Below are 12353 nucleotides of genomic sequence, written 5' to 3' on the forward strand. Positions count from 1 at the left end.
GCAAAATGATAGAAGATAAAAATCAACAACCTACACCATTAAGCGAACTTGGTGAATTTGGTTTAATAGACCATTTAACGAAACAATTTGACACAAAACAGGAGTCAACTGTTAAGGGTATTGGTGATGATGCAGCCGTTTTAAATTTTGAAAATAAAAATACCGTTGTTTCAACGGATTTATTGATTGAAGGAGTACATTTTGATTTGAGCTACATGCCCTTAAAGCATTTAGGATACAAGGCCATAATTGTGAACTTATCTGATATTTATGCCATGAACGCAAAAGCTACTCAAGTTACTGTTTCGATTGCAGTTAGCAGTAGGTTTCCGCTAGAAGCTTTAGAAGAGCTGTATGAAGGTATCGCTTTGGCTTCAAAAATTTATAATGTAGATGTGGTTGGAGGAGATACTACATCTTCTACTTCTGGACTAATCATTTCGGTTACGGCAATTGGTGAGATTTCTCAAAATGATGAGGTGTTAAGAAATGGAGCCAAACCAAATGATTTGTTGGTGGTAACGGGAGATTTAGGAGCAGCTTATATGGGGCTTCAAGTTTTAGAGCGTGAAAAAGAAGTTTTTAAGGTTAACCCTAACAACCAGCCAGATTTAGATACTTATACTTATATTATTGAAAGGCAATTAAAACCAGAAGCCAGAAAGGATATTATCACACTATTTAAAGATTTAGATATGAAACCTTCTGCAATGATTGATATTAGTGACGGCTTATCATCAGAAATTTTGCACATCTGTAAACAGAGTGGCGTTGGTTGTGATTTGTATGAAAATAAAATTCCTTTAGATCCCCAAGTTATTTCAACTTGTGAAGAGTTTAATATAGATAGTACTACTGTGGCTTTAAATGGTGGTGAAGATTATGAGTTACTATTTACAATTAGTCAACACGATTATCCTAAAATTAAAGCTAATCCAAATTTTAGTGTTATTGGATTTATAAAAGAGGCTCAAGCAGGAGTGCATTTGGTAACTCGTGCTGAAACACAAATTCCTTTAAAAGCTCAAGGCTGGAAAAGTTTTAATGACTAGGCAGGCATTCTCAAATTTTGATTATATGCTCTGTTTTGTAAACGCATAATACGTTGCGTGTACATACGTTCTAGTATACTATTGATTTCACGATATTTTGGAGTTAGTTCAGTTAAGTTTCCATTGCTATTGGTTGTTAATTGTTTTTTACAATGAGAACAGGTATACTCCTTAACATGATGAGTTACTTTTCGGGTAACTTCATAATCATGACCAAAAATATTGCAGTACAACTTTGGGATGATTGCAGTTTTCTGTGTAGTTGTTTTCATAATTCATATGATTTGGGAAAATAAATCTATGATTTTTTATCATAAAATCGACAAAAGTTATATTTTTTCGACGAAATGCACAATATTGTGTAGGAATAAACGTTCATTTTCTATATAGTTCATGTGTCCCCCATCTAATTCTATTAAATCCGTATGAGTTGTTTTAGCTTCATTTATAAGAGTATATGGCTGAATTACAGTGTCCTTATGCCCGATTATTAGCAATTTTTTGAAAGAAGCATTTTTTAAAATTAATTCTCTGTTTTTTCTCACTTTCATACCTTCCAATGCGGCGATTATGCCTTGAAGCGGTGTTTTTAGGGCTTCGTTTTTGGTGTTTTTAATCTCTTTTGAATATAATTTTCTATTACTTTCTGCAAACAAGTTTGTAACGGCCATACTCACAAATGCTTTGTAATTTTGCTTTACCGCCCTTATAGCTCTACCTCTGTTGATTTTTCTTTCCTTACTATCTTCTTGGGAAGTTGAGTTAGCTAGGCACAATCCCAAAACTTTTTCGGAAAACATTTCAGCAAAGGCTAATGCTACATAACCACCCATTGAATGTCCTATAAATATAGCATTATCAATTTCTAAATGAATTAATACCGCATCAACCATTTTAGCCATATCTTCCATCGTGTGCACATACCCTATACAACCTGTTTGCCCATGACCCAAAAGATCTATGGAAATTACACGATTGGTTTTTGATACATGAGGTACTATGTTTTTCCACATGAGTGAGTTTTCTAAAAAGCCGTGCAATAATACTACAGGTGTTCCCTTGCCTTCATCAGTATAAAAAACCGGAATCTCTTTGTAATCTAAAATCATAAATAAACTATCTTGTGCAAAGATAAATTTATGAGATGAATAATAAGAAAACCATTTTCATAATTGGATTTGCTTTATTCGCTAGTTTTTTTGGGGCGGGCAACTTAATTCTGCCACCACAACTAGGATTCAATTCTGGTCCAGATTGGTGGTTAGTTGCAATCGGGTTTGTTATTTCGGCTACAATAATTCCCTTGTTAGCACTTTTAGGACATGCCAAATTACAAGGCACCATGATGGATTTTGGGAATAAGGTATCACCTGTTTTTAGTTTGATTTTCTGTTTATGCGTTTACATAATAGCTATCACACTTCCAATACCTAGAACCGCAGCAGTTACTCATGAGATGGCTATTGAACCATTTTTTAACACAAGTTCGTTGCTAACCAGCAGCTTTTATTTTGGAATTGCTTTTGTGTTTGTAATGAAACGCGATAGTATATTGAGTATTCTTGGAAAGTTTTTAACGCCTTTGATTGTAATAATTCTATTGGCAATCATTTTTGTTGGAATTTTCACGTCACCAGATCAGATGAACCCATCGGTATTGGAATCTTCAGCATTAGTAGCCGGTTTATTAGAAGGGTATCAAACCTATGATGCTTTGGGAGGGATATTAATTGGAGGAGTTATTATCATTTCATTAAATATTGAAGGAGGCATTTCTTTTGAAGATAAAAAAGCTATTATTATCAAATCTGGATTGGTAGCTGCAGCGGGATTATTTATTATTTACACAGGCATGATAGCGGTTGGTGCTTTACATAATTCAGAATTTAATTCATCAATTTCAAGGTCTGAGTTGTTGTCAGGTTTAAGCTTAAAAACCTTGGGTTATGTTGGAAATATGCTTTTAAGTGTTCTGATAGCGTTAGCTTGTTTTACTACAGCTGTGAGTGTTATTGTAGGTACAGCAGATTTTTTTAGTGGCTTGTTCAAGAATTTTAAAAATGCCTATTTAATGACGGCTTTGGTTTCATGTTTGTTGGGAGTTGCTGTGGGGCAAATGGATGTAAGTTACATTATTGATGTAGCGTTACCAGTTTTAATGTTTATTTATCCGTTGACTATTGTTCTTATTTTGTTGAACCTTCTTCCGGAACGTTTTATTGACAAAACAGTTTTTAGAATGGTGGTTCTAGTAACATTTATTTTTAGTATTCCAGATTTTTTAGGTTTTTTGATTGATGCAGAATGGCTTAATGAGATAAAAAGCTTTATTCCATTGGCAAATGATAACCTTGGCTGGGTTTTACCGGCTTTTTTGGTGTTTGTTTTAGCAAATACCATAAAAAAACCCCATTTAAGTGAGATAAATGAGGTTTAAATTATAGATGGAATTCACCTTAAGAATTCATAATGTCTTCAATTTCATCAGCTTCAATCGGGATATTGCCCATTAGATTGAAAGGTTCGCCATTTTCTTGAATAACCACATCATCTTCCAAACGAATGCCAAATCCTTCATCTGGGATATAAATGCCAGGTTCAACGGTAAAGACCATGTTGGCTTGCATAGGTTCTGTAAGAATGCCATAATCATGTGTATCCAAACCAATATGATGACTTGTACCGTGCATAAAATATTTTTTGTAAGCAGGCCAATCAGGATTTTCGTTTTGCACATCGGCCTTATCCAATAAGCCCAATCCTAATAATTCAGAAGTCATCAATTTGCCAACTTCAATATGATAATCCGCCCAAAGTGTTCCAGGAACTAACATCTTTGTGGCTTCATTTTTCACACGATTTACAGCGTTGTAAACTGCTTTTTGCCTGTCAGTATATTTTCCTGAAACCGGAATGGTGCGAGTTAAATCACTTGAGTAGTTGGCATATTCTGCACCAACATCCAATAATATTAAATCGCCTGCTTGGCACTGTTGATTGTTCTCGATATAATGTAATACATTGGCATTGTTACCAGAAGCCACAATAGGCGTGTAAGCAAAGCCTTTTGAGCGATTTCTTAAAAATTCATGCATCAATTCCGCTTCAATTTCAAATTCCCAAACACCAGGTTTTACAAAGTTTAATAATCTACGAACACCTTTTTCTGTGATATTACAGGCTTTTTGCATTAAGTCAATTTCAACAGGGTCTTTTACTGAACGTAAACGTTGTAAAATAGGATTGCTTTTAGCAACATTGTGCGCTGGATACTTTTCTTTTAACCATTTGGTGAAGCGATCTTCACGAGTTTCTGTTTCAACATTGGCACGATAATGTTCGTTGGTGTTTATGTAAACGGTATCACATTGCGTCATCAATTCAAATAGGATTTTTTCCATATCCTGAAGCCAATACACTGTTTTAATGCCACTCGCTTTAAACGCAGCTTCTTTAGTCAATTTTTCACCTTCCCAAACCGCTATATGCTCATTAGTTTCCTTTAAAAATAAAATCTCCCGATTTTTCTCATTTGGACAATCTGGAAATATAACTAGCACACTTTCTTCTTGATCTACACCGCTTAAATAGAAGATATCACGATGTTGTTGAAAAGGCATGGTGCTATCGGCACTAATTGGATAAATATCATTTGAATTAAATACTGCTAAACTGTTGGATTTCATTTTAGCGGCAAAATGCTTTCGATTTTTTATGAATAGTTGGCTATCTATAGGTTGATACTTCATTTTCTTTAAATTTAATTTCTCAAAGCTACATATTTCAAGAATGTCTAAAAAATATAGCCTGACTTTTGTTAAACTTTAACACCAAATTTTGATGCTGTTGCTGTAATGGTTATTTTTCAGAATAAATTCTAACCAACAATCCATGAAATTTAGATTTCTTTTCAGCCTAATAGTATTAATCTCATATTCATTTTTTGGACAACAACCTGCGACTTCAGCCAAAATGGTTGAAAAGGCTCTTTTGCAAAAAAAAGAGAGCCAAAACAATTCTCTGGTTAAGAATATTCCTTTTAAAAATGTTGGCCCAACCGTTATGAGTGGACGAGTGGTCGATATTGATGTGAACCCCAATGATCCTACGGAATTTTACGTAGGCTATGCTTCAGGCGGTGTGTGGCACACTACCAATAATGGGTCGTCATTTACACCAATTTTAGATTCATCGAATACACAAAATGTAGGTGATATTGCTGTTGACTGGAAAAATAGGACTATTTGGGTTGGAACCGGAGAAAACAATTCGTCTCGTTCTAGTTATGCTGGAATCGGAATTTTAAAGTCGAACGATAATGGTAAGACATGGGAAAATATGGGTTTGAAGGATTCTCATCATATAGGACGCATTTTGATTAATCCAAACAATCCTGATGAGGTAATAGTAGGAGTGATTGGACATTTGTACTCGCCTAATGATGAAAGAGGTATATTCAAAACTATAGACGGTGGAAAAACTTGGAATAAAACTCTATTTATAGATTCTGAAACAGGAATTATAGATGTGCAACAGGTCCCTGAAAATTTCAACACACTTTATGCCGCTTCATGGACTCGAGATAGAAAAGCTTGGAATTTTTCTGGTAGTGGAAACGGTTCTGCTATTTATAAAAGTACCGATGCAGGAAGCACATGGGAAAAAATATCAACAAGAAAGAGTGGTTTCCCTATTGGGGAAGGCGTTGGTAGAATAGGTTTGGCCGTTTTTGATGAAAATACGGTTTATGCTTTGCATGATAATCAATTTAATAGACCAAAGGACGATTCTAAAGAAGAAACACGAGGGTTGAAAAAGGATGATTTCAAAACAATGAGTGTTGATGTTTTTTTAAAGTTAGAGGACAAAAAACTCAACAATTTTTTAAAGACTAATAATTTTCAAGAAAAATATCGTGCTGAAAACGTGAAACAAATGGTGCGTAGTGGCAATGTAAAACCTATGGATTTGGCAACTTATCTAGAGGACGCTAATGCCATGCTGTTTGATACACCGGTAATTGGAGCTCAAGTTTATAAAAGTACTAACGGTGGAAAAACTTGGAAAAAAACCCATGACGATTATTTAGATGGTGTGTATTTTAGTTACGGTTATTATTTCGGTGAAATTAGAGTAGATGCCAAAAATGCTGACGCCATTTATGTAATGGGAGTTCCTATTATAAAATCTAAAGATGGTGGAAAATCGTTCACGTCAATAAGTCGAGAAAATGTTCATGCCGACCATCAGGCGCTTTGGGTTAATCCAAACAGGGCAGGACATCTTATAAATGGTAACGATGGTGGACTAAACTTGAGTTATGATGATGGTGAAAATTGGGAAAAGCTTAATGTTAATTCAGTAGGCCAATTTTATACGGTTAATGTTGACAATCAGAAACCGTATCACATTTATGGTGGATTGCAGGATAATGGTGTTTGGGTCGGCTCTCACCGAGCTTCCAACAATAAAAGTTGGCAGCAAAGTGGTGAAAATCCTTGGAAAAGTATTTTAGGTGGTGATGGGATGCAAATTCAAATAGATAGTAGAAACCACAATATTGTTTACACTGGATTTCAGTTTGGGAATTATTTTAGGATAAACCGCGAAACAGGTGAACAAACCTACATTCAGCCGAAACATGAATTAGGGGAAAGCCCATATAGATTTAATTGGCAAACACCTATTTTGTTATCCCCACATAATCAGGATATATTGTATTTAGGAGGTAATAAGTTAATGCGGTCTATGAATCAAGGAGCTGATTGGCAGGCTATTAGTCCGGATTTAACGTCTGGAGGCAAAAAAGGTAATGTAGCCTATGGCACCTTGACAAGTATTAGTGAATCTGCTTTTCAGTTTGGTTTGATATATGTTGGTAGTGATGATGGCTATGTTCATATCACCAAAAATGGTGGTGGAAGCTGGGAAAATATTTCAAGTTCCTTTCCAAAAGATTTATGGGTCAGCCGTGTTATTGCCTCACAACATAAAAAGGAGCGTGTTTTTGTAACGTTAAACGGATACCGTTGGGATGACTTCAATACCTACATTTATGTTTCTGATGATTATGGACAGACATGGAAAAGTATTACGTCTAATATTCCTTCATCGCCTGTTAATGTGATAAAGGAAGACCCTAAAAATCCTTATACTTTGTATGCGGGAACAGACAATGGCGCTTACGTTTCCCTTGATTTTGGTGAGTCTTGGGAAGCATTTGTAAAAGGGTTGCCAAGTGTTGCTGTCCACGATATGGTTATTCACCCTGAAGCCAACGATTTAATTTTGGGGACACACGGTAGAAGTATCTATGTTGCAAACATAGAACCTTTGCAAGGTGGAATTATTAAAACAACTCCTAAAATTTTTGAGATGGAAGAGGTAAGACATTCTTGGCGTTGGGGAAGTTCTTGGAGTAAATTTTTAGAGCCTTATGAGCCATCAGTTGACATAAAATTATACGCAAATAATAGTGGAGGTCAAACCATTAAAATTTTATCAGAAAGCGGTATTGAGTTAAATCAAATTCAGGCTGAATTGGACAGAGGATTTAATTATGTAGAGTATGATTTAACAATTACCGAAAAAGGGAGAAAAGCCCTAATGAAAGAAAATACTGAAATAGATATTTCAAAAGCGCAAAACGATAAATATTACTTGCCAAGAGGGGCTTACACTGTTGAATTGAATGGTAAAAAAGCAACTTTAATAATTAAGTAATGCAATAAAAACATTTAAAAAATTAAACATCTGTTTAAAATCATTCTAAATATGTAATTTAAGTTGAAGGCTTTTGCCTAGATATGATTTGTAGCGTATCTTTGTTGGGATAAAAATAAACTTCAACAATGAGCGGAATTTTCAATTCTTCGATAGGGAGAAAAATAGCCATGGCACTCTCGGCATTCTTCCTTATGATTTTCTTATTGCAGCATTTTGTTATTAACTCTTTATCGGTCATAAATCCAGATACCTTCAACGAAGTTTCGCATTTTATGGGAACCAACTGGTTAATACAGTACATTATGCAGCCTGTTTTAATTTTTGGTGTTGTATTCCATTTTATTATGGGATTTATTCTAGAAATTAAAAACAGACGTGCCAGACAAATTAGCTATGCTAAAAATAATGGTGCAGCCAATTCTACTTGGATGAGTAGAAATATGATCTATTCTGGGATGGTGATTTTGGCCTTTATCGTTCTTCATTTTATTGATTTCTGGTTTCCTGAAATTAACACCAAGTATATTCAAGGCGATATGTCTGGAATGCACAATGGAGAGTTTAGGTATTTCCATGAATTACAAGAGAAATTTTTAAGTCCTGCAAGAGTAGCTGCTTATGTTATAGCTTTTGTGTTTTTGGCATTGCACTTATTGCACGGGTTTACATCAGCATTCCAATCTATGGGATCGACAGCTGGACGTAAAAAAGCAATGCAGAATTTTGGTAAGGCCTATGCGATTATCATTCCGTTAGGATTTATAATCATAGCACTTTATCATCACTTAAATCACCATTAATCTTAATAATATTATGGCTTTAGATTCAAAAGTACCAGAAGGTCCAATTAAAGATAAATGGACAACTTATAAAGATAAAATTAACCTTGTTAACCCAGCTAACAAAAGGCATATTGACGTAATTGTTGTTGGTACGGGATTAGCAGGCGGATCGGCTGCTGCTACTTTAGCAGAGCTTGGATATAATGTAAAAGCTTTTGCTTATCAAGATTCTCCACGCCGAGCGCATTCCATTGCGGCTCAAGGAGGAATCAATGCAGCAAAAAATTACCAAGGAGATGGCGACTCTACGTACAGATTGTTTTACGATACTGTAAAAGGTGGAGATTACCGCTCGCGTGAAGCTAACGTATATCGATTAGCTGAAGTATCGGCAAATATCATAGATCAATGTGTAGCTCAAGGTGTTCCTTTTGCTCGTGATTATGGAGGATTATTAGACAACCGTTCATTTGGAGGGGTGTTAGTTTCCAGAACCTTTTATGCCAAAGGGCAAACTGGGCAACAATTGTTGCTAGGTGCTTATTCAGCGATGAACAGACAAATAGCCCGTGGTAAAATTGAAATGTACAACCGTCATGAAATGCTTGACGTTGTTAAAGTTGGTGGCAAGGCAAGAGGTATTATTGCGCGTAATTTAATTACTGGCGAAATTGAAAGACATTCAGCACATGCTGTTGTTATTGCTTCAGGTGGATATGGTAATGTATATTTCTTATCTACAAACGCTATGGGTTCTAATGCTACTGCAGCATGGAAAGCCCATAAAAGGGGTGCTTATTTTGCAAACCCTTGTTACACACAAATACACCCAACTTGTATTCCACGTTCTGGTGATTATCAGTCTAAATTAACGTTGATGTCTGAATCGCTTCGTAACGATGGTCGTATTTGGGTGCCAAAAAACATGGATGATGTCATGGCTATTCGTGAAGGCCGTAAAAAGCCAACCGATTTATCTGAAGAAGAACGTGACTATTATTTAGAGCGTCGTTATCCAGCATTTGGAAATTTAGTGCCTCGTGATGTGGCTTCTAGAGCTGCAAAAGAACGCTGCGATGCTGGATATGGTGTAAATGCCACGGGTGAAGCCGTTTATTTAGATTTCGCATCCGCCATAGAACGTTATGGTAAAGAGCAAGCAAAAATACATGGTATCAATAACCCTTCAAAAGAAAAAATTACGGAATTAGGAGAAGGTATTGTTGAAGCTAAATACGGTAACTTATTCCAGATGTATGAGAAGATTGTTGACGAGAACCCATACAAAACACCAATGATGATTTACCCTGCTACACACTATACAATGGGTGGCGTTTGGGTAGATTACAATTTAATGACAACTGTAGACGGCTTATATTGTATTGGTGAAGCCAACTTTTCAGATCATGGGGCAAATAGGCTAGGTGCTTCGGCATTAATGCAAGGATTGGCCGATGGTTATTTTGTGCTGCCTTACACTATAGGCGACTATTTAGCGAATGATATTCGTACTGGAAAAATACCAACCGATACTAAAGAATTTGACGAAGCTGAAAAAGAAGTTAAAGATAGAATTGACTTTTTTATGAATAACAGCGGAACCAAATCTGTTGACCATTTCCATAAACGACTTGGTAAAGTGATGTGGGATAAAGTTGGTATGGCTCGTAATGAGGAAGGACTAAAAGAAGCCATGGCTGAAATAAAAGCTATTCGTGAAGAATTCTGGAAAGAAGTGAAAGTTCCTGGAAACGCAAACGAAATGAATCCTGAATTAGAGAAAGCAGGGCGTGTAGCTGACTTTTTAGAACTAGGTGAGCTATTTGCTAAAGATGCTTTAATGCGAGAAGAATCTTGTGGAGGACACTTTAGAGAAGAGTCGGTTGAATTGGATGGTGAGCAAAAAGGTGAAGCAAAGCGTAATGACAAAGATTTTGCTTTTGTTGCTGCTTGGGAATATAAAGGTGAACCAAGTGATGCCGTTTTACACAAAGAAGAATTAGAGTTTAAAGATATTGAACTAAAACAACGTTCATACAAATAAAAAAGGCGATATGAATCTTACATTAAAAATTTGGAGACAAAAAGACTCAAATGCAAAGGGTCAGATGGTTGATTATAAAGTGACTGATATTTCAGAACACATGTCTTTTTTAGAAATGATGGATGTTTTGAATGAGCAGTTAATAAATTCTGGAGAAGAACCTGTAGCCTTCGATCACGACTGCCGTGAAGGTATTTGTGGTATGTGCTCCATGTACATTAATGGTGAAGCACATGGTCCAGATAGAGGTGTTACAACTTGTCAGTTGCACATGCGTATGTTTAAAGATGGTGATACTATTACTATTGAACCTTGGCGTGCAACAGCTTTTCCAGTAATTAAGGATTTAGTGGTAGACCGTACAGCTTTTGAGCGTATACAGCAAGCTGGTGGTTATATATCCGTCAATACTTCAGGAAACACTCAAGATGCCAATGCATTACCTATTTCAAAACATGCAGCTGATGAAGCTATGGATGCAGCAACTTGTATTGGTTGTGGTGCTTGTGTAGCTACTTGTAAAAATTCTTCGGCTATGCTATTTGTTGGGGCTAAAGTTAGCCAATACGCCTTGTTGCCTCAAGGTCAAGTAGAAGCTGCGGATCGTGTTAGAAATATGGTTGCGCAGATGGATTTAGAAGGATTTGGAAACTGTACCAATACAGGTGCTTGTGAGGTAGAGTGCCCTAAAGGGATTTCATTGGATAATATTGCGAGAATGAATCGCGAACTTATAAAAGCTAGTGTTAGTGACTAATAGGTTTTAAAATATAATAATTAAAAAATCTCAAGTTTATTCTTGAGATTTTTTTTGTTTCTTTAACACCTGAAAAAAACGCCCTTTATGAAAAAACTATTGATGCTATTCTTTTTAGGGAATGGTTTAATATCCTTCTCCCAAGAAAAGACATTTCAATTTGATTCTAATAAATTATTGAAGCATGTAGAAGTTTTGTCATCAGATTCATTTGAAGGGAGAAGAACAGGCACACATGGTGCTTTATTGGCTAAAGACTATATTGTTAGTGAACTTAAAAAAATAAGTATTAAGCCTTTGGGTGATGCCTACGAGCAACCTTTTAGTTTTAGAGCAAGGGGTAAGGAATATAAAGGCATTAATATTTTAGCGAAGATTTCAGGAACAGATGTGCCCAATAAATATATTGTGATTAGCGCGCACTATGACCATGAAGGTATCAAAAATGGTCAGATTTATAATGGTGCCGATGATGATGCTTCTGGTGTAAGTGCTTTGTTAGCGTTTGCCGAATACTTTAAAAAGAATCCACCTAAGCACTCTGTTATTTTAGCCTTTTTTGATGCTGAAGAATTGGGTCTTCAAGGTTCTCGATATTATGTAGATAATACCATTGTACCTTTGGAAAGTATTAGGCTTAATATGAATTTGGACATGGTGAGCAGAAATGATAAGAACGAGTTGTATATCACTGGAGCACGAGATAATCAAGCTTTTAAAAATGCCATTGAAAATCAAAAAGCTTCAGATGATTTTAAATTTGTAATGGGTCATGATGGTAAAGATGGTAAGCAAAATTGGACATTTTCATCGGATCATGGATCCTTTTTTAGAAAAGGGATTCCATTCCTCTACTTTGGTGTTGAAGATCACAAAGATTACCATAGACCAACCGATGATTACGAGAACATCCACCCTGAATTTTATAAATTAGCGGTACAGAATATGATTTCACTTTTTGCTGAAATAGATTCTTTGAAATTATAGTTAAA

The 12353-nt window shown here is 35.7% G+C and carries 10 protein-coding genes; 7 read left to right on the plus strand and 3 right to left on the minus strand.

All coding sequences use genetic code 11. The features are described 5' to 3' along the window. Positions 1-5 precede the first annotated feature (5 nt). Complete coding sequence (gene thiL, locus K7G76_RS02155; protein WP_223032559.1) at positions 6-1052, plus strand: thiamine-phosphate kinase; 1047 nt, start codon at positions 6-8, stop codon at positions 1050-1052. Here the strand turns inward: thiL and K7G76_RS02160 are convergent. Both K7G76_RS02160 and K7G76_RS02165 read right to left on the minus strand, forming a co-directional pair. Then, on the minus strand, positions 1049-1324 hold the full coding sequence (locus K7G76_RS02160) for a hypothetical protein (RefSeq protein ID WP_223032560.1): 276 nt from the start codon (positions 1322-1324) through the stop codon (positions 1049-1051). The genes thiL and K7G76_RS02160 overlap by 4 nt on opposite strands. 57 nt (positions 1325-1381) lie before the next feature. After that, a complete protein-coding gene (locus K7G76_RS02165; protein ID WP_223032561.1) occupies positions 1382-2161 on the minus strand; it encodes an alpha/beta fold hydrolase in 780 nt (259 codons plus the stop codon). Positions 2162-2196: 35 nt separating this feature from the next. Here K7G76_RS02165 and brnQ point away from each other — a divergent pair, with 35 nt between their 5' ends. Next, positions 2197-3489, plus strand: coding sequence for a branched-chain amino acid transport system II carrier protein (brnQ, locus tag K7G76_RS02170; RefSeq protein ID WP_223032562.1), 1293 nt, complete (start codon positions 2197-2199; stop codon positions 3487-3489). A gap of 19 nt (positions 3490-3508) precedes the next feature. Here the strand turns inward: brnQ and K7G76_RS02175 are convergent, their stop codons facing one another. Next, the gene (locus K7G76_RS02175; protein ID WP_223032563.1) at positions 3509-4801 is read right to left on the minus strand and encodes an aminopeptidase P family protein; all 1293 of its coding nucleotides are present in this window, start codon (positions 4799-4801) and stop codon (positions 3509-3511) included. Positions 4802-4943: 142 nt separating this feature from the next. Here K7G76_RS02175 and K7G76_RS02180 point away from each other — a divergent pair, with 142 nt between their 5' ends. The 5 genes from K7G76_RS02180 to K7G76_RS02200 all read left to right on the plus strand — a co-directional run bounded on the left by K7G76_RS02180 (position 4944) and on the right by K7G76_RS02200 (position 12348). Continuing rightward, positions 4944-7775: a VPS10 domain-containing protein gene (locus K7G76_RS02180; RefSeq protein ID WP_223032564.1), complete on the plus strand. Its 2832-nt coding sequence runs from the start codon at positions 4944-4946 to the stop codon at positions 7773-7775. Positions 7776-7903: 128 nt separating this feature from the next. Continuing rightward, on the plus strand, positions 7904-8578 hold the full coding sequence (locus K7G76_RS02185) for a succinate dehydrogenase cytochrome b subunit (RefSeq protein WP_223032565.1): 675 nt from the start codon (positions 7904-7906) through the stop codon (positions 8576-8578). A gap of 13 nt (positions 8579-8591) precedes the next feature. Further along, entirely contained in the window at positions 8592-10604 is a 2013-nt protein-coding gene (locus tag K7G76_RS02190) for a fumarate reductase/succinate dehydrogenase flavoprotein subunit (protein WP_223032566.1), read from the plus strand. A 10-nt stretch (positions 10605-10614) separates the two neighbouring features. Beyond that, positions 10615-11361: a succinate dehydrogenase/fumarate reductase iron-sulfur subunit gene (locus tag K7G76_RS02195; RefSeq protein WP_223032567.1), complete on the plus strand. Its 747-nt coding sequence runs from the start codon at positions 10615-10617 to the stop codon at positions 11359-11361. Positions 11362-11448: 87 nt separating this feature from the next. Continuing rightward, the gene (locus K7G76_RS02200; protein ID WP_223032568.1) at positions 11449-12348 is read left to right on the plus strand and encodes a M28 family peptidase; all 900 of its coding nucleotides are present in this window, start codon (positions 11449-11451) and stop codon (positions 12346-12348) included. Positions 12349-12353: the final 5 nt, after the last annotated feature.

It is taken from the genome of Hanstruepera marina, from assembly GCF_019880635.1.
Lineage (GTDB): Bacteria > Bacteroidota > Bacteroidia > Flavobacteriales > Flavobacteriaceae > Hanstruepera > Hanstruepera marina.

What these genes read in the sequence shown, in the direction of transcription:
- K7G76_RS02180 (WP_223032564.1), top strand. Translation starts at nt 4,944, where the DNA reads ATGAAATTTAGATTTCTTTTCAGCCTAATAGTATTAATCTCATATTCA.
- K7G76_RS02195 (WP_223032567.1), top strand. Translation starts at nt 10,615, where the DNA reads ATGAATCTTACATTAAAAATTTGGAGACAAAAAGACTCAAATGCAAAG.
- thiL (WP_223032559.1), top strand. Translation starts at nt 6, where the DNA reads ATGATAGAAGATAAAAATCAACAACCTACACCATTAAGCGAACTTGGT.
- brnQ (WP_223032562.1), top strand. Translation starts at nt 2,197, where the DNA reads ATGAATAATAAGAAAACCATTTTCATAATTGGATTTGCTTTATTCGCT.
- K7G76_RS02200 (WP_223032568.1), top strand. Translation starts at nt 11,449, where the DNA reads ATGAAAAAACTATTGATGCTATTCTTTTTAGGGAATGGTTTAATATCC.
- K7G76_RS02160 (WP_223032560.1), bottom strand. Translation starts at nt 1,324, where the DNA reads ATGAAAACAACTACACAGAAAACTGCAATCATCCCAAAGTTGTACTGC.
- K7G76_RS02175 (WP_223032563.1), bottom strand. Translation starts at nt 4,801, where the DNA reads ATGAAGTATCAACCTATAGATAGCCAACTATTCATAAAAAATCGAAAG.
- K7G76_RS02185 (WP_223032565.1), top strand. Translation starts at nt 7,904, where the DNA reads ATGAGCGGAATTTTCAATTCTTCGATAGGGAGAAAAATAGCCATGGCA.
- K7G76_RS02190 (WP_223032566.1), top strand. Translation starts at nt 8,592, where the DNA reads ATGGCTTTAGATTCAAAAGTACCAGAAGGTCCAATTAAAGATAAATGG.
- K7G76_RS02165 (WP_223032561.1), bottom strand. Translation starts at nt 2,161, where the DNA reads ATGATTTTAGATTACAAAGAGATTCCGGTTTTTTATACTGATGAAGGC.